General features: G+C 58.0%; 15 protein-coding genes. 9 read left to right on the top strand and 6 right to left on the bottom strand.

The window, feature by feature from the left end:
- The 8 genes from X750_RS150385 to X750_RS0132730 all read left to right on the top strand — a co-directional run bounded on the left by X750_RS150385 (nucleotide 1) and on the right by X750_RS0132730 (nucleotide 8863).
- Nucleotides 1-741 (top strand): ABC transporter ATP-binding protein, encoded by a 741-nt coding sequence (locus tag X750_RS150385; RefSeq protein ID WP_023705491.1) that lies wholly within the window; start codon nucleotides 1-3, stop codon nucleotides 739-741.
- 296 nt (nucleotides 742-1037) lie between these two features.
- Entirely contained in the window at nucleotides 1038-2144 is a 1107-nt protein-coding gene (locus X750_RS150380; RefSeq protein WP_023705492.1) for a DegT/DnrJ/EryC1/StrS family aminotransferase, read from the top strand.
- On the top strand, nucleotides 2141-3079 hold the full coding sequence (locus tag X750_RS150375) for a glycosyltransferase family 2 protein (protein WP_198020342.1): 939 nt from the start codon (nucleotides 2141-2143) through the stop codon (nucleotides 3077-3079). Before X750_RS150380 ends, X750_RS150375 begins: the two co-directional genes overlap by 4 nt.
- Entirely contained in the window at nucleotides 3076-4026 is a 951-nt protein-coding gene (locus tag X750_RS1000000167375; RefSeq protein WP_023705494.1) for a WxcM-like domain-containing protein, read from the top strand. Before X750_RS150375 ends, X750_RS1000000167375 begins: the two co-directional genes overlap by 4 nt.
- Nucleotides 4027-4371: 345 nt before the next feature.
- On the top strand, nucleotides 4372-5901 hold the full coding sequence (locus X750_RS150360) for a glucosyltransferase domain-containing protein (RefSeq protein ID WP_084013504.1): 1530 nt from the start codon (nucleotides 4372-4374) through the stop codon (nucleotides 5899-5901).
- 249 nt (nucleotides 5902-6150) lie between these two features.
- Nucleotides 6151-7008, top strand: a complete 858-nt coding sequence (locus X750_RS150355) for a class I SAM-dependent methyltransferase (protein WP_084567142.1) — start codon at nucleotides 6151-6153, stop codon at nucleotides 7006-7008.
- A 68-nt stretch (nucleotides 7009-7076) separates the two neighbouring features.
- Nucleotides 7077-7865, top strand: coding sequence for a sulfotransferase (locus X750_RS150350; protein WP_156932393.1), 789 nt, complete (start codon nucleotides 7077-7079; stop codon nucleotides 7863-7865).
- A gap of 263 nt (nucleotides 7866-8128) precedes the next feature.
- Nucleotides 8129-8863, top strand: a complete 735-nt coding sequence (locus X750_RS0132730) for a methyltransferase domain-containing protein (protein ID WP_050588767.1) — start codon at nucleotides 8129-8131, stop codon at nucleotides 8861-8863.
- Between the two features lie 86 nt (nucleotides 8864-8949).
- Here the strand turns inward: X750_RS0132730 and X750_RS0132735 are convergent, their stop codons facing one another.
- The 5 genes from X750_RS0132735 to rfbA are packed head-to-tail and all read right to left on the bottom strand — an operon-like array spanning nucleotide 8950 to nucleotide 17694.
- Nucleotides 8950-14187 (bottom strand): glycoside hydrolase family 99-like domain-containing protein, encoded by a 5238-nt coding sequence (locus tag X750_RS0132735; RefSeq protein ID WP_023708417.1) that lies wholly within the window; start codon nucleotides 14185-14187, stop codon nucleotides 8950-8952.
- Nucleotides 14184-15161, bottom strand: coding sequence for a dTDP-4-dehydrorhamnose reductase (gene rfbD, locus X750_RS150345; protein ID WP_023705503.1), 978 nt, complete (start codon nucleotides 15159-15161; stop codon nucleotides 14184-14186). The genes X750_RS0132735 and rfbD overlap by 4 nt, the downstream gene beginning before the upstream one ends.
- The gene (gene rfbB, locus X750_RS150340) at nucleotides 15158-16234 is read right to left on the bottom strand and encodes a dTDP-glucose 4,6-dehydratase (protein WP_023705504.1); all 1077 of its coding nucleotides are present in this window, start codon (nucleotides 16232-16234) and stop codon (nucleotides 15158-15160) included. Before rfbB ends, rfbD begins: the two co-directional genes overlap by 4 nt.
- Before the next feature lie 25 nt (nucleotides 16235-16259).
- Entirely contained in the window at nucleotides 16260-16811 is a 552-nt protein-coding gene (gene rfbC / locus X750_RS150335) for a dTDP-4-dehydrorhamnose 3,5-epimerase (RefSeq protein ID WP_023705505.1), read from the bottom strand.
- A gap of 1 nt (nucleotide 16812) precedes the next feature.
- Nucleotides 16813-17694 carry a glucose-1-phosphate thymidylyltransferase RfbA gene (rfbA, locus tag X750_RS150330; protein ID WP_023747529.1) on the bottom strand — a complete coding sequence of 294 codons (882 nt, stop codon included), beginning with the start codon at nucleotides 17692-17694 and terminating at the stop codon, nucleotides 16813-16815.
- Nucleotides 17695-18282: 588 nt separating this feature from the next.
- Between rfbA and X750_RS150325 the strand changes: the two genes are divergently transcribed.
- A complete protein-coding gene (locus X750_RS150325; RefSeq protein ID WP_023705507.1) occupies nucleotides 18283-19431 on the top strand; it encodes an acyltransferase in 1149 nt (382 codons plus the stop codon).
- A gap of 135 nt (nucleotides 19432-19566) precedes the next feature.
- Here X750_RS150325 and X750_RS01000000162925 read toward each other — a convergent pair whose 3' ends face one another.
- Nucleotides 19567-19818, bottom strand: coding sequence for a hypothetical protein (locus tag X750_RS01000000162925; protein ID WP_023705509.1), 252 nt, complete (start codon nucleotides 19816-19818; stop codon nucleotides 19567-19569).
- Nucleotides 19819-19899: the final 81 nt, after the last annotated feature.

A 19899-nucleotide genomic window follows, 5' to 3' on the forward strand; every position in this document is an offset into this window, starting at 1 on the left:
ATGGTTTCTATCAAGCTGGACAACGTTAGCCTTGTTTACAAGCTGCACGAGAAGCTGACGCTTTCCGCGCCGGACCGGCGCGTGGACGGGCCTGGCGGCAGAATCGAAGGCTCGGGTAGAAAGCAGTTTGTGCAGGCGCTCGACGGCGTCAGTTTCGAACTCAAGGCGGGCGACCGGTTAGGCTTGGTTGGCCCGAACGGAGCCGGCAAGACCACCCTTCTCAAGGTGCTCTACGGGATCTACGAGCCATCCGGGGGAAGCGTCGCGATAGAAGGCAAAGTCGACGCTCTTTTCAACATCAACATAGGCTTTCGCCGCGAGGCAACCGGGCGCAGAAATATCGTCCTGCGTGGATTGATCAGCGGATGGACGGAAGCCGAGATCGAAGAGAAAATGGAGGACATCATTGCCTTCAGCGAATTGGGGGACTTCATCGATTTGCCGTTCAAGGCCTACAGCCAGGGCATGGCCGCGCGACTGGCCTTTTCGGCAGCGACCGCGCTTGATCCCGAGATTCTGTTGATGGACGAGTGGATCGGCGCCGGCGACGCCGCTTTTCAGGACAAGGCCAAAAGGCGCATGGACGAACTGGCGGAAAAGGCCGGCATCATCGTCCTCGCGAGCCACAGCGAGGCTCTTATCCAAAGTGTGTGTACGAAGAAATTGACGCTCAGGAGCGGGCGGATAGAATCGCTCACGACAGAGCCGGTAAAGAGAGCTGCAACGACAGCCAAGCGTTAGACACTCTCGACGGCCATCACGCTGGCCTGCCTTTCTTGCGCCAAGACGGGGCTGTTCGTGGGCCCTGTTGAACATGGCGCGCATCCTGCGCTACCGATGCGAAGCCGGTTGCAGCGGCGTCAGAATCCCAATAGTTGTGCCTCTTCTTTCGGCGCCCCTTCACGCTCGCAAGCGGACTTCTGGATTTACCATGCCTGCGGCAACTGAGCTTGCCAAACGTTCCGCCGTGCGAACATTCTTAAATGAAGCATGCTTGAGCAGTTGAGTTGACCATGACAACACAAGACTCCGTCCCGATGAACGACCTGAAGCGCCTGTATCAGCGCTATCAAGTCGAAATCGAGCGTGAAGTAGCGAGCACGTTGCGTTCGGGATGGTGGCTCGATGGCGCGGTCGGCAAACGATTTGCGGCAAATTTTTCCAGATTTATTGGTGTTTCGGAATGCGTCCTCGTGGCCAACGGTACTGACGCACTCGAATTTGCATTGGCCGCGGTCCTCAAGCGCGGCGGCGCGCGCGGGCGCGAAGTTGTCCTTCCGGCCAATGCCGGGGGCTATGCCAGCTGTGCCTGCTGGCACAACGACCTCATTCCGCACTACGTCGACATCGAACCGACCAGCCAGCTCGTACACCTTCAGTCGGTGCTGAAAGCAGCCAACGCAGACACTGCTGCAATCGTCGTTACCCACCTTTATGGCGGCGTCGTCGATGTCCGGGCCATCAGGGCGGGACTTGCCGAGGCTGGTCTCTCGCACATTCCAATCGTGGAGGATTGCGCGCAGGCGCACGGGGCAAGGATCGGAAGCGACGTTGCGGGTTCGCTGGGCGATATCTCCACTTTCAGCTTCTATCCAACCAAGAATCTCGGGGCCATGGGTGACGGCGGCGCCGTTCTCACCTCCGACGGGGCAGCCGCCGCACACGTGCGGCAGCTGCAACAATATGGCTGGAGTTCAAAATATCATGTCGGCGTGCCCAACGGCCGCAACTCTCGTATGGATGAGGTTCAAGCGGCGATACTGGACGTTTTGCTGGGCGATGTGGATATCCGCAACAGGCAGCGACGTGCCATTCTCGACCGATACAAATCGGTCGCCGGGCATCGATTGCAATTCCTGGAGGGTGGCGACGGCGCTGTCGCGCACCTCGCCGTCGTGCTCTGCGACGATCGAGATGCATTCAGAGCGTACATGAAAGAACACCGCGTCGATACCGACATTCACTATCCCGTGCTGGATTGCGACCAGGTCGGCTGGGCGGACCTGCCGATGAAAGGAATGGAAAATCTCGCCATTTCAAGGGACAGCGTCGGCCGCCTCTGTTCCGTCCCCTGCTATCCCGACATGACGAGTGACGAAATAGAGCAGGTGTGCCTGGCCCTCCGCGAATGGGAGGCAATGTGACAACGCGCTCGATCGTTTTCCCGATCTATCGAAATCAGGCGAACATCCCTTCCCTTCTGCAGGCGGTCGCCGATTTCCATTGCAGATATCAGGGCGACATCGAGTTCGTCTTCGTTGTCGACGGGTCGCCTGACGAATCCGGCCCTCTGCTGATCAAGGAAATGAAGAGCACGGGCTACGATTACAAGATCATCTTCCATAGCCGGAATTTTGGTTCTTTTACCGCCATCCGCACCGGCCTCGAACACGCATCGGGCAATCACGTTGCGGCCATGGCGGCCGACCTGCAGGAGCCGCCGGAACTGATCCTCGAATTCTTTTCGAAACTGGAGAAGGATGAGGCGGACGTGGTGTTTGGGCAGCGAGCTGGACGTAGCGATCCGCCTCTGACTAAATTTCTCTCAAGGGCTTTCTGGGCCGCCTACCGCAGGCTGGTCCTGCCCAGCATGCCGAGCGGCGGGGTGGATATCTTCGCTTGCAATCGCCCGGTGCTGGAAGCGATCCTGTCGATCGAAGAGCCGAACAGCTCGCTTGTCGTGCAGCTGTTCTGGGTGGGCTTCAGGCGGCAATTCGTGCCCTATCGCCGGCGCGAACGAGAGCACGGAACAAGCTCCTGGGGCATGGCACGGCGGTTCCGATACATGATGGACAGCGTCTTTTCGTTCTCTGACTTTCCGATCATGCTCACACTCTGGGTGGGCTTCGCGGGCTGCGTCTTGAGCCTGATATTTGCCACCGTTACCGTGATTGCCCGCTTGCTTGGCAATATCGATCCCGCCGGTTACACGACGCTGGTGTTGCTGATCACGGGCTTCGGTTCGGCCAGTCTCCTGGTTCAGGGCATTCTTGGCTGCTATCTCTGGCGGGCAGTTGAAAACACCAAGTCACGCCCTCTCAGAATCATCAGCCGCGTCGTTGACGGAACAGCCAAATGACCGACAAGCCATTTTTCGTGCATGAGCGCGGCATTTGCGAAAGTTCGTATGTCGGCGATGGAACACGGATCTGGGCGTTCGCCCACGTCCTTCCCGGCGCCGTGATCGGCTCGAATTGCAACATTTGCGATCATGTTTTCATCGAGAACGACGTGATCATCGGCGATGAGGTGACCATAAAGTGCGGTGTTCAATTGTGGGACGGCCTTCGCCTGGGCAATCGCATATTCGTCGGCCCGAATGCGACTTTCACCAATGATCGATTCCCTCGTTCGAAGGAATATCCCGAAACGTTTCTGCTGACGACCGTCGAGGATGGCGCATCAATCGGCGCCAACGCGACGATTCTCCCAGGCATAACCATCGGTCGTCAGGCGATGGTCGGCGCCGGCGCCGTGGTGACCAAGAACGTCCCTGCCAATGCCGTTGTCGTCGGGAATCCCGCCACGATCATCGGCTACCAGACCGGCCCGCGAGTGGAGCCGATCGTGACCCAAACCTTTCCCGGCACAGCTGGCGAGAAAATGCCGCTTGGCATTGGCGGGTGCGAACTCTGGCGGCTACCGCATTTTGGCGACCTGCGCGGCGAGCTCGCTCCACTAGAGTTCGGTTTGAATCTGCCCTTCAAGCCGGTCCGCTCATTCCTGGTCTACGGCGTGCCGTCAGACAAGGTCAGAGGCGAGCATGCGCATCGCGAGTGCCATCAGTTCCTTATTGCAACCCATGGTCGCCTTTCGGTCGTCGTGGATGACGGACGTGACAGGAAAGAGGTGTCATTGACCGAACCTTCGATCGGCCTCTATTTGCCGCCAGGAATTTGGGGGATTCAGTACAAATTTCAGCCAGAAACGGCCCTGCTGGTGATGGCCTCGCACCAATATGATGCAGACGATTACATCCGGGACTATTCAGATTTCCTCAATGCGGTCGGGCAGGATGGCCGCTGATCGTGTGGGCGCAGACGCTATCCGCTTTCTTGTCGCCGGCGGCCTAAACACCGCGCTGACCACGCTCATATATTTCGCCGGCCTAACAGTGTTCCCTTCAAGTTTCTCCTACGGGCTTGCCTGGCTGGCAGGCCTCGTTTTTGCGATGGTATTCTATCCAGATCGTGTCTTTCCCGGAGGCCGTACGGGCTTCGCTGACAGACTGGCAATCGGCGCCTCGATCGCAATCGTGTTCGTAGTCGGATTGGTTAGTCTTCAGGTCCTCGAAAGAATCTTGCAAAACACGGCGGTAGCATTCTTCGTAACCCTCGCCACGACGACCATCCTCAACTTCTTGATTTCTCGATGGATACTCCGCAGATCATGCTGACGCGCCCAAACACAATCCGGCAGGCAATCAATCTCTTCGCGATTTTTGTCGCGATGTATTTCTCTGAGCTGGCTTCCTTTTCGCTCTCCGTCGACGAAGAACTCGCCGCGTTCAGAACTGATGCGTCAATCTGGATCATTCAGGGGCGATGGGGCGCGTATCTGATCGAGAGATTTCTCATCCCCCACCCAGTGATGCCGCTGCTGACACCGGCCGTCTTTGGTGCCGGTTGCGTAGCCGCCTATCTCCTCGTCATGGACGCCATCGACAAGCGCGAGCTTTCCATCGCGGAGTATGCATGTTTTGCAATCTTCTGCGGTTTCCCGACCTGGTTCTTCATCGTCGAGTTTTATTCGAACATCGCCGCTGTCGGGATTGGTCTGTTCGCCACCGCGCTCGCGCTTTGGCTGATCGTCAGGAGTGACGTTTCTGTACTCAGCCCATCCTTCCTGGGTGCAGTAGCCGCAGGCGGCTTCGCGATCTCGATCTATCAGAGTTTCGCGCCGGCAATTCTGGTATTGGGCATCGCGATCTCAATTCTACAGACAAGGGCTGGCACGGGAAAATCGCTGCCTAAAGTCCTGTTTCGGATCGGTGTTCTGCTGACCGGCGCCATATTGTTCTACGTCACCGGCAACGCCGTTTTTAGATTGTTCGTCTCCGGCAGTAACGCCTATTTCGATTCGCTTTCCCAGCCGGGTTTTCTGTTTGAACATCCGATTGTGGTCATTGGACGCGTATTGGAGGCGATGAGCGGGGCTTACGCTCTGGACCGGGGCACCTATGGCGTTGCGTTGTGGGCAATTCCTCTCTTGCTGATCCTGGGCGGCTGGGTACTTTTCGAGGAATCGCCCCGCACAAGACTGATGTTGACGGCACCCGCCTTCGTTTCGTTGCTTGTTCCCTTCGGTCTTCATTTGCTCGCGGCGGGCAGCATGCCTGTCAGAAGTCTCGTTGGGGTTCCGATCGCGGTGTGGCTGTTTTCTTATGTGGCGGTTACGAGCGGGAATTACAGGATTCGTGTCGCCTCGGCTATTTTGCTGGCGGTGGCGCTCTTCCAGATCCAGGTCATCCAGAACTATCGTCTGGCGTCCAGCTATCTGGTCGACAAGCACGATACTCTTCTGGCGGGAGCCCTCTACGAGAGGTTGTCGGCCACGCCCGGTTTCGACGCAAAACGCAGCTACGCCTTAAGCGTGTTCGGTGCCCAGCCATTTGTGACAACCTATCCCAGGCCGCCAGGCTCGACAGTCGGTTATTCCTTCTTCGAATGGGACGGTGGCAATCCTTGGCGTATCGCTTCCTATATGGAACTTCTGGGCTATTCTAATTTGACAGGCCCGACCCTGGATCAAGTCGACCAAACAATCGTCCGTCTTTCAACCATGCCGGTGTGGCCCGCTCCCGGCAGTGTAGAAATCAAGGACGACATCGCACTGATAAGGCTCGGCCAGACGCCTAGCTACGCACATCAGCAAGCCCTCACAAGGATGGCCAAGCGTTGAAGGGCGCCGCAATTGGTCCTGCTCGCGAAAGTCCTGTAGTGTGGTTTGGCACTTATCGCTGCGGACTTGACATGCGCCCGACTAGTCCAGGTTTGACCCGTACGTCGCCAGCTCTTGAAACGGTGGATCGGGGACCCTTCGATTCAGTTTTCAGCGGTGATTCCTTTGGTCGTTGATTGGCTGACTGCAATTCGACGCGTGCTACACGGTCACGCAAACGGAGAGACCTCACGAACAGCGCGAGGCCGCATGTTTTCCACTGCCGTCCCACACTTGAATGCGGCGGAAAGCTCGGCGGCCAACGGATGCACGGTTGAAGAGGCACTCGTTTTTCTACGCCGAATGAGCCTGGACGACTTCGGCCTCTTTATGATTTCCTTGCCGAACAAGCACTATCCTGGTTTGTCGCGTCTCCTGCCAGCAATGGCCAGCGACGACGTGCAGAAGACTTGGACCGGAGCATCTGGTCTCGACCTGTATCGGCAGACAGCATCTTTTGCCCGTCAACTTGAAAACAACTACACTCGGCATGTGAAAAAGCCGCTGGCAGGGTCTGACATCCTCGATTTCGGATGTGGCTACGGGCGTATCTTGCGCATGATGTACTACTATAGCGACCCGTCGCACATATGGGGTGTTGACGCGTGGGATAAATCTCTGGACCTATGTCGAGAGGCGAGGATGCATGGCAAGTTCGCTCAATCGGAGCGGATGCCTTCTGGTCTACCCGTCAATGATCAACGATTCGATTTGATTTTCGCCTTCTCGGTCTTCACTCATCTCGCGCCGGCAACCGCCACAACCTGCCTTGCGGCGCTTCGAAACCACATCAAGCCCGGCGGACTGCTCGTCGCCACCATTCGGCCCATCGAATTCTGGCCGTTCATCGATGGGATTCGAAAGACCTCCATCGCTGCGGAGATGGAGTCGAATCACCGCCTTAACGGATTTGCCTATCTTCCTCATGGTGGTGTCGAAGGCGAAACGTATGGTGACATCTCTTGCGAAATCGATTTTTTGAGGGGGAATGGCTGGACACTTGTAGGACATGACCGATCCATACTCGATCCATTCCAAGTGTCGGTGCTGATGCAGCCTTCCGGTTAGCGGCGGGCTAAGGTGACGATAAATCGCGGTTTATCAACCACCTGCACGAGAGAGAGATAGTGGATTAATTGTCTGCCGGACCGAGATTCTCCGGTAATCGCTTCTACTATGATTTGATCGGCTGCCATTCGCCGTGTGGGGACGATTTCGGCAATGGCGAGCGGTACTCGGTTCCGGTGCCGGCGCTAATGGCTCCTTATGAGGTGCTAATGAATTTTGATTTTCTCTTTATCGTGACCTATGGGCGATCAGGCTCAACTCTGCTTCAGGGGATAGTGAACACCATCCCGGGTGTGCTTATCAGAGGTGAAAATGCGGGCGCTCTTCACGGTCTTATCAAGTCCTGGGAGGCGGTGAAGATTGCGCAGGACCTGTTCTCAGCCGATAGCGAAAAGCCCACCAGTCCATGGTTTGGCGCCGCCGGCATGGATCTTGATCGATTCGGGCACGATCTTGCCGCCAGTTTCATTCGGAATATCTTGAAGCCGCCGCCAGATATTCGCGTCACAGGCTTCAAGGAAATTCGCTATCACTTGACTGCTGGTGAACTGGCGTTCGAGCTGGAATTCATGCGGCGCTTCTTTCCTCGCTGTGCCTTTCTTATCAACACGCGGGGTCTGGAGGCCACTATCGCCAGCAACAAAAAGGCAGGTCATGATGTTTCAAAGGAGGATTTGACTAAAGCCGATCAGTTGCTTCGCGACATAGCAGAATCGTCGACGCGAGACATTTTTCACGTCCATTATGATGACTACCGCTATGACCCTGATCGCCTTAGGCCACTATTTGACTTCCTTGGCGTTAACTTTGACCGCGTCACCCTGCAGAACGTTTTTGACACAAAGCACTCGAGCTAGGGGACGCCTTCTCAACGGCCTCGGCGGTCAAGGCCTCGACTGCACCGCACCCGCTGCGTTACCCCATTGATCTAGACTAGTCGATACGTGGGTAAACCGACCGCGTTTGGCCATATCAGTTCCAAACTTGGTCCACTATGGCTCCGGCGCGAAATTCGATGCATGGATTTGCCTTTCCGACCGACGCACGTGAAGGAAATGCGGCTGTAGGTTTGTGACGGCTACAGAGTTCGGCTAAGTTTGAGGCTGAGCGGAGGACATCAATGGCGATAGAGTTTCAGGCGACTTGCCCGATCTGCACCGAGCGGAAGACGTTCACATCCCCAGACGACTATTACAGCTGCCGAGACTCCCTTATCGCCGTCAATTGCCCGCTGAACGATTGCGTGACGCGCGAGCGGGCCGCAGCTGATGTCGTATTCTCGCTCTTCCCAAGAGAAGCTTTCAAGACGCTCCGCGTGCACGAATCGGCGCCGGGAGGGCGCGGCCTTTCGCTATGGCTTTGGTACAATTCAAAGCAAAAGGTGTTTTCAGGCTATTATCCGAGCAAACCTTTCGGTTCGATGGTTGAGCACATCAGGAATGAGGACCTGGAGGCTCAAACCTTTCCTGACCGAACTTTCGACCTAGTCATCCATCTTGATGTAATGGAGCACCTATTCCACCCATTTGCCGCCCTCAGGGAGATTTTCCGAACTCTGGATTTCGGTGGCGTGTGCATTTTCACAACACCGACATACCCGGAATGGGCGGCCTCAGAACAAGTAGCCTTCCGATCGAAGGATGGCATCCGGATTGTGGGCGAACCCGAATACCATGGCAACCCGCAAGATCCGAGCGGATCATTGGTCACTTGGCGGTATGGCTACGATTTTCCCCTGCTGATCCAGCGACACACCGGATTCGACGTTGAAGTGCGGAGAATGCAGTCCAATAGCATTGCGGTCCTTGGCCCTATGACGGAGGTATACATACTGAGAAAGCCACGCACGTTCTAATCTAGAGGTGCGAACCTCGTCAGCGGCGATAAATTTCAGCTCTTCTGAGTGAGGTTTCAAAAATTCTATTTGGACATTCACGGTGTCTAGTCCGGCCGCTCCACGAGCGTAACGCAATCCAGTTCGTCCACGCCGCCCCAGTGAATGATATTGCTTTCGCGAACGACAAGCCCCGCACTTTTGGCGTAGGTCTCGAACAGTTTCCTGGTCATGTGGTTTCGCGCCAGTGGATTCCGACCGTAGTGCCGGTTCATTGGCGCTGGATAGTTAGAGTGGTGAAAAAGCCCCATTCCGCCGGGCCGCAGTATTCGTGCTGCATCCCTGAGATAGCTCTCAACGATATCCGGGCTGAAATGCACCATGGAGTCATAACAATAGATAGCGGTCACACTTCCTTGTTCCACCGGCTCAAAGGTGGCCCCGTCCCCCTTGAGATATCGGACAAACGGATACGCCCGCAGCCTGTCTCGGCAGAAATCCAGGTTGGCCTCGTGAATGTCCATCAGCGTCAGGCGATCCGTCATCTGAGCAACTCGTTCGGCGTGCCGACCATGTCCGCACGACAATTCGAGAACTGACGTCAGGTCCAGTTTGTTGAAGAGACGACGAAAGTTCTTGTCCTCGTCCCAAAACAGATGGGTCCAGGGCTCGGCATCGTCATAGTATGGGCTTTCGACCCAAGCGGCGCCGACGATCGCCACTGACTCGCCGAGCTTTCTCTTCGATTCAGAATTGATCATATCGGCGCTGTTTGTTTCTTCGGCCTTGGCCCGAGTTTCCCCAGAAACCTGATGCCACTCGAACCGTGGCTTGTCGCCTGTCGCGAGGCCAAATTGCTCGTAGAGTCGTTGGGCATATGCGCTTGCTGATTCTTGCGCTGCCGCTCCCAGATGGAAGCGGGCAATCGTTTCGGATTGCACGCGCGCGATCTCTTGCAGATGGCTGGCGTTGAAACTCCCGATGGTCACGCTTGATTGATGCCGGCGATGCGCGTTGAGCGCGTGCGGATGGAACGCGATATCGCCCTTCTCCAGCAATCGCAGATACGCGACCCAGTCGCCGGCATTCCTGTAGGAAGCGATTTCATCAAGGTGCTGGCTGAGAGCCTCGCGCAGCGCCTCCCTTCGAAACAGAACGCCGCTGACGTTTGGAATGGTGTTCTTGAGGTAAAGTGCCTCGGCGATCTCCTGGCGGCCATCCACGACATAGGGTTTCGTCCAGCGAGACCGGTCAATATCGGCCACATAGTCGAGATAGTGTTCGGACAAGACGCGGCCGGCGCCGTCTATCTGGCGCGACTGGCAGTAGCTCATTACGACTTCGTCGCGCTCGAAGGCTGGCATAAGCTCGGCCAGAAAGCCGGGATCGGCGAGGTCGTCGGCTTCGGCGATCCAAACGTAATCGCCCCGCGCCATTTCGACCCCACGCATCCATTGACGGAAGACCGAGCCCGAATTCTGCGCATTCACGACCAACCTGCACGAAATGTCGCAATCGGCCAGAAATTGCTGGATGACCTCGACGCTTTCGTCCGTCGAAGCATCGTCAAGCACGATCAACTCATAGGGCCGCATCGTCTGATCGGTGATCGAGCTCAGGCGCGCACCCAGATATCGGGCGTAATTGTAGTTCGGCACGATGACCGACACCCGCGGCGATGGCCTTTCTGCGTAAATCAGCAAGTCGTGCAGGTAGTGGCTGAAGCTGAATTCCTGGCGGACAATATCACGGCCCACGCCTGCCAGATTTCGAGCATTGTCCGGATCATCGAGTAGACCGTTGATGGCCTTGGCCATGGCGTCAGTGTCGAATGCAGGCACAAGACTTCCGCAATCACGCTTCAGCAAGTCCTGGAAGCCGCCTGCGCCTTCGAAGGCAACGACCGGGACCGTGGCATCAAGCGCCTCAAGTACCACCGACGGGAACGGATCTTCACGCGAAGTCAGGGCGTAAATATCCGCCGCGAAATAATATTCCTGCGGGTTCTCTACCAAGCCCACAAAGACGAAGCGATCCTCGAGCCCTGCTTCCCTCACGCGTTGCATCTGTTTGGCGTGAAAGGCGCGATCGACGTGGCCGACCCAGACCGCAACCACATCCGGATTGGACCTCATCAGAGTGAGGCAAACGTCAACGAAAAGATCGAGGCCCTTCCGATGATCGGCGTAGCCCGCGCACAAGATGATGCTGGTGTTTGTCGATAGTTGCAATTTGGCGCGGACCGCCTCGCGGACCCGTTGACGGTCCCCTGCGTGGTACGGCATGCGCAAATAGAGGCCTTGCGGTCTGACGACTGACTGGCTGACCGGCCGGCCAACAAATTCTTCAAATCCGGCTTTCACGATCTCTGCTGGGAAAACGACTGTATCGGCGCCCTCGGCAATCGCCTCGGCGGCATCAGCAAGGCCGTAGGACTTTAATATCCCGGGCAGCTCGTGGACGAGGCACACCGTGCGGAACCCCGCCTGTTTCAGCAGCGGGACGAGCATGCCGGATACGGTGGTGTTCACGACCGCCACTTCCGCGCCTGCGTTCCTGATGGCGGTCAGGCGACACAACACATCGGCGGCATCTCCCTCTGGCACATTGATCCTATGCACTGTCGCTGTGTCGGCGAAACGGCCGAGCAGCGGCCCATCACCCAGCACGACGAGATCCGGCGCGAAACCAAGCTGTGTGAACCCCTTGGCCAAATTGAGCGCCAGCAATTGTGCGCCATGCGGATGGGCGTCGTGGGAAACGATTGCGATCCGGGGTTTGCATTTCCCGCTCGCCGCCTCCAGAGCGTCGCGGGTCGCTTGCAGGTAGGCGTAGCCGTTTACGGTATCGGGCTCCAGATGAGCGCCTTCCGCCCATTCGTTCCAGGCGTTGACGAAGACCAGCCGCTCGGATGGCTCCTTGACATGGGCCAGCGTGTCCTCGATGGCGTTGCCCAGCCACCCTCGGTAGAGCGCGGGGGTGTTGTTGATGAACACGGTGCCGCCGCGCTTGCGGCGCGCCGTGTTGTCCCAGCCGGGACAAACCGAGCGGAAGAGCTTGTATTTGCGGGGTGGATAGTTCTCGCTGCGCTGCGGAAAAACAGACCAGTCATAGACAGTGGTGGCAAAATCGTCGTGCAGCGGCGCAACGGTGTGCGTGACATTTGGCGGCGCCGAATTGTTTGGCGGAAATTCCACAGCGGCATCGAACCCGTAACGGTCAGGAGACACGGCTTCGAAGGACTGGGTGTAAGCGAGGAAAATCTCGCCTATGCCGTTCTCCCGGCACCATGTCCGCCAGCGTTGCGCCGTCTCGGCTGCCGCCGGAAGCAGGCTTGGGCGATAGACAAGCAGAAGCGGCTTGCCGTCGATCCGGATGTAACGAGGGTCGCGAAGATAAGGCGCGACCTCGGCGATGAAAGCGAGATCATCCTGGGGAGAGTGATCCTGGGCGATCAGGATCTCTTGGTCCAGCCCGTCCCAGCGGCGCGACCAGTTTTCGTTGGCCCAGCAAAGGCAGAACGGCATGTCGAGGCTCTTGTCCCCGAGCCAGTTTTCGAGCGGCTTTTCCAACAGCCTCTTGCCGCCGAACCAATAAAAATAGAAGCAGAAGCCTTCCACGCCATAGAGCTTTGCCAGGTTGATCTGGCGGTACTGCACGGCGGTGTCGCGCAGATCATAGTAGCCGAGGGCATCCGGTTCATGCGGCTGGTGGTGGCCGAAAAATTGCGGTTGGGCGGGCCTGACATTGGTCCATTCGGTGAAGCCTTGCCCCCACCATTCATCGTTTTCGGGCGTCGGGTGGAACTGCGGCAGGTAGAACGCAATGACGCGCACCGGCTTTTGGTGCAGCGGCGGAGCTTCGAGACGCGGCACGTAGACGGGTTCGGGTGCAACGGCCGGGCCAGAACTGGCCGGCCGGTACAAGGCCGTCCCGACGTAGCCCATCGGTGCGTCGGGCGCCTCCAGGCTTCGCCAGGCGCGATAGGCATTCGTAACGCCAAACAGCGAAGGAAAGGTCGAAAACACCGCGCTTTTCAACTTCCGTTTAACGTCGACAGACAGCGGCAGTTTGTGCCAGCAAATGTACGCGCCGCGAGCCAAGACGCGGCGAGCGGTCATAGGTGCCTTGCCGATCGCGCGGACGCGGCTCGCAATTCCGCGCAATGGCCTGGTCAGTCGCCATGAGGTGCTGGCGTAGACTGCATCGAGAACACCGTGCAACCGGACTTCCTCGAAGCGAGCATTGTCGCGATCGGCAAGGAGCGTGCTGGCGGCCGCATGCGCCGTCGACAGTTCCGCTTGCAAGGCGTTGATCTCTTCTAACCTTTCAGCGAGCTGGGCTCTTGCGCCTGCGATCTCGTCGGAGCGGCTCTCGATCTCTCTGCGCGCCTTGGCGACCTCCTCGAGGAGCGCCTGCATTTGCGCTTCGCGATGGTCGCCCAGTTCCCGTTTGCTCGTGATCTCCTCTTCCATCGTCATCGACCGCAACGACCAGGGATTTCCAGCCTGGCTGGCAGCGTTCAGCGCCGTGCCATCAAGACGAAGGATGCTCTGTTCAACCGCCGCGACCTCTCCTGCTACGTAGCGGCGCCCGAGGACGTTCTCCTGGGACGGCCGTTTGGTTACGATACAAAGAGAGTTCAGGAACTCTACGGAATGAATCGACGCAAGCGAAGGATCATCGAATACGACCCCGTACCGATTCGCGAATGCCGCGAGTGCATCCGTTCGACTATGGTCCAGTCCCCAGTGCTCGTGATTGATCAAATCAAGCAATCGCTTGAAGAACGACATCGAGGAAAGCGGATCATAGAGGCCACCTTCGAAGTCCTGCCAGTAGCTGGTATGCAGATCTTCGACAACGAATATCCCACCATCTGAAAGATGAGGAAAATAGCCTGTGAATGTCCGTATGACGTCGGAAGATCTGTGCGAACCGTCGTCTATGATGATGTCGAAAGCCTCGGATCGATCGACAATACTGCGCTTAACGTCTTCGGCGTTAGCATCACCTATGACAACGTCGATTTTCCCGTCGTCGAAACGCAGGAGTCCGCAGTTCTGGTTGATATCACAGCCCAGAATAATTTCCGCTTTTGTAAAATACTTTCCCCATATCTCAAGCGAGCCGCCGTTCTGGATTCCAATTTCGAGGATCCGAACCGGTTTGTTTCGATATCTCGAAAAAAATCGATCATACTCACTCAAGTAAATCGACCACTTGTCAGACACCTTGCCGTCATGTTTGTCGTAGAGTCGGCGAAGTGACCGGCCGCGGATATTCGTCGGCTCCGTATCCGCTTTCGGATCGCTGCCTTTCCGCGAAGTTGCTGGCTCATTCATCGTTGGAGGCTGTCCTTGATTGGCGCCAAATCGCTTCGAGGCGGTCCGGCAACAGGTCCATGGCGATGCCCCTCGATCGCGCTCGTTGTCTCCCCCGCCAAAAGGCGGCCGACCAAGGCATTTGTGGATAATTGCCACTCCGGCGCCGTCCATCCGAACGTGGCTGCGAATTTCGCGCTCGAAAGCCGCGAATTGGCGGGGCGCCCCGCCTTGGTAGGATAGTCGCTGGTCGCGATGTCGCGCACCTGCGCACGCGGGCCACCCAACGCCCGGCTTGTGTCCAGGATGTGGCGGGCAAAGCCACTCCAGTTAGTCTCGCCGGTTCCCGCCAGATGGTAGATGCCGAAGGACGCAAAGCCTGTGTGGCCACGCAGGATCGCTGCTGCACGGAGGATAGCGTCGGCGATATCGAGCGCGGAAGTCGGGTTTCCCCACTGGTCGCCCACCACCGCGATCTCGTCACGGTCGCTAGCCAGCCTGAGCATGGTCTTGACGAAATTCTTGCCGAACGGGCTGTAAACCCAACCGGTGCGCAGTATCACGTGGCGCGGGCTGGCTGCAGCCACCGCCTGTTCGCCCGCAAGCTTGGACGCGCCGTAGACGCCGAGCGGCGCGGTCGCGTCCGCCTCATCATAAGCACCGGTCTTGGTGCCGTCGAAGACATAGTCGGTCGAAAGATGAATGACCGGGACACCAAGCCGCGCTGCCGCTTCGGCCACCTTGCCGGCGCCCGCGGCGTTCACCGCAAAAGCCAGTTCGGGCTCGTCCTCGGCCTGGTCCACCACGGTGTAAGCGGCGGCCGAGACTATGACATCGGGCCTCGCCGCCGCAAGCGCCTCGAACACCGTGTCGGGCCGCGCCAGATCGAGCTGCGGCCGTCCCACGGCGACCACCTCCACGCCCGCCAGCCCTTGCCCCGCCTCCAGCAAACTGGTGGCGACCTGGCCCTCGCGTCCGGTGACGACAAGCCTCACGCCGCGCCCTTCCTGTCTTGGACCTGGCCCAGCCGCTCGCCGGCATAGCGCTGTTCGCGGATCGGGCCCCACCACCATTTGTTGTCGAGGAACCAGTCGACCGTCCTTGCCAGGCCGCTGTCGAAACTCTCGGCAGGCGTCCAGCCGAGGTCACGGCTGATTTTAGATGCGTCGATCGCGTAGCGGCGGTCGTGGCCGGGGCGGTCGGTGACGAAATTGATCAGATCACGATGGCTTTTGCCGCCTTTTCGAGGCCGCCTGATGTCAAGCAGGTCGCAGATCGTCTCGACGACGCTCAAATTCGTCCGCTCCGAATTGCCGCCGACATTGTAGCTTTCGCCCGGCATTCCCTTGGTCGCGACAAGCTCCAGCGCGCGCGCATGGTCCTCGACGAACAGCCAGTCGCGCACATTGGCGCCGGCGCCGTAGACCGGCAGCGGCTTTTCGTCGAGCGCGTTGAGGATGACCAGCGGGATCAGCTTTTCGGGGAAGTGATAGGGCCCGTAATTGTTCGAGCAATTGGAGAGCACGACTGGCAGGCCGTAGGTCTCGTGCCAGGCCCGCACCAGATGGTCCGACGCCGCCTTGGAGGCAGAATAGGGCGAGGACGGCGCGTAAGGCGTTTCCTCGACGAACATGCCGCCGTCGAAAGGCAGATCGCCGAACACCTCGTCGGTCGACACATGGTGGAAGCGGAAGCGGGCTTTCCTGTCGTCGCCAAGGCCACGCCAATATTCGAGCGCCGAATTCAGCACCCGGTAGGCGCCGACGATGTTGGTCTCGATGAAGGCGCCCGGTCCGTCGATCGAGCGGTCGACATGGCTTTCGGCGGCGAGGTTCATGACGACGTCGATCTCGTCGCGGTGGAGGATGTCGAGAACCGCCCGCTCGTCACAGATGTCGGCCTGCGCAAATTTGTAGTTGTGCGCATTCTCGATGGTGCGCAGCGAGGCCAGATTGCCGGCATAGGTGAGCTTGTCGAGATTGGTCACATGGTAGGCCGGATTGGCGCACAAATGCCGGCACACGGCCGAGCCGATGAAGCCGGCACCGCCTGTCACCAGAAAATTCATGGCGCTCTCCTCACATCGTCGCGCGTCATGCGAACACCTCGGCCTCAGCAAGCGCCGACGCCTTGAGGTCCTTGGCCGAGAGCTCGAAGGCGCCGGCCGGCGACGGCCAATCGATGCCGATATCAGGATCGTCGAAACGGATCGATCGATCATGCGCCGGCGAATAGGTGTCGGTGACCTTATACAGAACCTCGGTGTCCGGCACGAGCGTGACGAAACCGTGCGCGAAACCCTTCGGCACCAGGATCTGGTTGCCTCTCTCGGCCGATATTTCGAGCGCGACCCATTTTCCGAAGGTTTTCGAGCTGCGGCGGATGTCGACCGCCACGTCGAGAATCTTGCCTCGGATCACACGCAGCAACTTGTCCTGCGCGCGTGGAGGCAGTTGATAGTGAAGCCCCCGCACGACACCTGCCGCCGCCGAATAGGAGTGATTGTCCTGGACGAAACGCAGGTCGATGCCGGCTTCAAAAAAGCGCTCGGCATTCCAGGTCTCGATGAAATAGCCGCGCGCATCGCCGTGCCGCTTCGGCACGATCTCGAGCACGCCATCAAGACCAAGCTGCCTGAAGTCCACTCTAGTTCTCCGTCAGCTCGGTGACACGCCGGCGCAGATAGGCGGCGTATTCGTTCTTGCCCAGGCGCGTGGCGCGCTCAAGCACCTTGTCGGCGGTCAGCCAGCCCTGCTCGAAAGCGATTTCTTCAGGACAGGCAACCTTGATGCCCTGGCGGTGCTCGATGGTGCGCACGAAGGACGAGGCCTCATGCAGGCTGTCATGCGTGCCGGTGTCGAGCCAGGCATAGCCGCGGCCAAGCTGATGCACGTGCAATTTCCCGCGCTCGAGATAGACGTTGTTGACCGCCGTGATCTCGAGCTCGCCGCGCGCCGAGGGCTTGATCGTCGAAGCGATGTCGACGACATCGTTGTCGTAGAAATAGAGCCCGGTGACCGCCCAGTTGGACTTCGGCTTCTCCGGCTTTTCCTCGATCGTCAAAGCGGTGCCGGTGAGCTTGTCGAACGACACCACGCCATAGCGCTGCGGATCCTCGACATGGTAGGCGAACACCGACGCGCCGCTTTCGCGCTGCGCGGCAGCGCGGCAGAGCTGCAACAGGCCCTCGCCGAAATAGATGTTGTCGCCGAGGATCATCGACACATTGTCCTTGCCGATGAAGTCGCGGCCGATGATGAAGGCCTCGGCAAGCCCGTTGGGCCGCGGCTGTTCGGCATATGAGAGCTCAAGGCCGAACTCCGAGCCGTCGCCAAGCAATTCCCGGAAAGTGGGTAAGTCACGTGGAGTTGAGATGATCAAAATCTGTCTGATACCCCCGAGCATCAGCACACTCAGCGGATAATAGATCATAGGCTTGTCGTATATCGGCAGGATTTGCTTAGAGACCGCTAATGTTAGCGGATAGAGACGGGTGCCGCTGCCTCCTGCAAGGATAATTCCTTTCAACAAGCTCTCCTTGAAAACCGAGGCCCCCGCCCTGACAACAAGTTGCCCGTGCTTAGGTTTCAAGCAATGGCTTGTCAATCTTCCGGCTCGGGCAGCGTCTAGGATCATCCCCGTTCGTCCGAATCGGTCAATCGCGAAACAGATTTGCTACGCCCTCATCAAAAGATAGCGGGCTAGGTGCCTTCCGTTCAATCACATTCCGGTCGCAGTACGTGACCCTCGAAAACCCGGAACCAGAACTCGTAGTCATCTTGTTGGCGACTGTCACAGCGCGCGGTAGAGAAGGTCGCGGCGAGCACAGCACTGTTCTGCTCAAGTGTTGTCGAACTGACGAGGGCGCTTGCCTTGCCATGAATGGTCGAAGGGATTGGTCTGTCTCGTTTCTGCTGACGATGTTCGTGCGTGAATGTCCGACGTGGGGTTTAAAGATGACCGGACCTCTAAACAGCGCGAGTTGCGAGTGAAGCGCGCCGCGCGTGCTGGCGGACGCGCTTGCACGAAACAGTGCATAGGAGTTGTCTCTCGATTGCTGTTGCCCACAAAGGATGCGAAAAACTTCTGAAAAGACGGAAGCTCTCGGGAGGAGTTGTGCCGAAAGTATTTCTATCTATTCAAGGGCTGCGCGGGATCGCGGCACTGCTCGTCGTCGTGCATCACTACTACGGCGTCTATGGTTCAATCCACAAACTGGTCGGCGGCGATCTCCCCTGGCTTTTCTCCTACGGAAATGTGGGAGTCTTTGGCGCCGTTGGCGTGCCCATATTCTTTGTGGTTTCCGGCTTTGTCATAGGCTTACAGCGGTTCGAGATTGGCGCTGCCGGTGTCTATGATTTCATGGCCAAACGGGTATCCCGAATCCTCCCGCTCTATTGGGTGATGACCCTCGCCTATGTTTGTTGGGCCTCCCAAGTGTGGACATGGCCGCAATTGGGCCGCTCACTACTGTTCCTCGAGAGGCCTATCACAGGCCAGCTACCTGCGCTGGGGGTCGGCTGGACTCTTGAATACGAAATGTTCTTTTACATAGCATTCGCGGTCGTGGTGGTTTCCGGCATAGTTGGCACCAGGGTAAGGGGCGCGGCCATTCTGATCTCTGTCTTCGTGCTGATGGTTTACGTGAACTTATCGACCGATGCGGCGGTCCTTGGCTTTTCCGGATCTCCGGTTATCTTGGAGTTCTGTGGCGGCTTAATCATCGCATCGACCATCCAGAACTGCGCCGTGACGAGGCTATGGCTGGCGTATCTCGTTTTTGCCCTGGCGATACTAATCCTTTCGACGACAGCCTTCGTCGGTGAGTCGCGAAACGTCATTTTTTCCATGTGGGGAGCCGGGGCCTTCTTCCTCGTGTTTGGGCTTGCCGCCGCAGAGGTCGAAGGTCGGGTCTTCATGCGAGGGCGACCATTTCAGATGCTGGGTGCAGCTAGCTACGCGATCTACCTTGCGCATCTTGTCGTGCAGGGGAGCTTTTTCAAATGGCCGATTTGGTACTGGCGTTGGTACGAGGTGATAGAGCCCCACCTTGGGCTTTTGTTGATGCTCTCGTTTGCGACCGCCTGGGGGCTGGCTATCCACTATGGCTTCGAAGTCTGGGCCAACGCCTGGTTTAGGCGCTGGCTGCTGCAATGGTCGCCATCGCGTCTTCAGCTCAATCATCTTCAAATTGCCGATGGCGATGGTCTGCGTATCCCCCTTTCGCTCAGGAACCGAACCGAAACGCTGTTCCCGTGGCGCTGAGTGCGCCTAGTTCCGCACGATCCAATCCAGCAAATCTGGATCGATCGTCTCTGCGCCGGTGAAGTCGCTGACCATCTGCGCCGCAATTCCGGCCATGCGAGACGGGTTCCCTTGCTTGGACGCGACATACCTCTCTCATGCGCTCGATCGCGGCCAAGGCGTATATTCCTTGTTGGCGATCATTTCTGTGGTAAGGCGACCCTGATCGCGCTCCTTTCGGAACCCTTTGACGCCCATCGTTCCATCCGGAAAAGCGAGGTTGGCAGCAGTATCCAGTCGCAAGGGGGCGTCGATGTCGTAGTCGGAAAACTCTGGCGCGATATCTCTCTCGCGGCTGATGATGACCTCGCCATAAAGTCTGATTTCAGTGAAATCTTGATCTTGCATAGGCGACCGGACGCTGTTGCCGCAAAAAGCCGTACCCCCGGTTTTACACTCTTTTATTCACGTAAAGTTCGGTGGAAAAAG

It is taken from the genome of Mesorhizobium sp. LNJC391B00, assembly GCF_000502535.1.
Classification (GTDB): Bacteria; Pseudomonadota; Alphaproteobacteria; order Rhizobiales; family Rhizobiaceae; genus Mesorhizobium.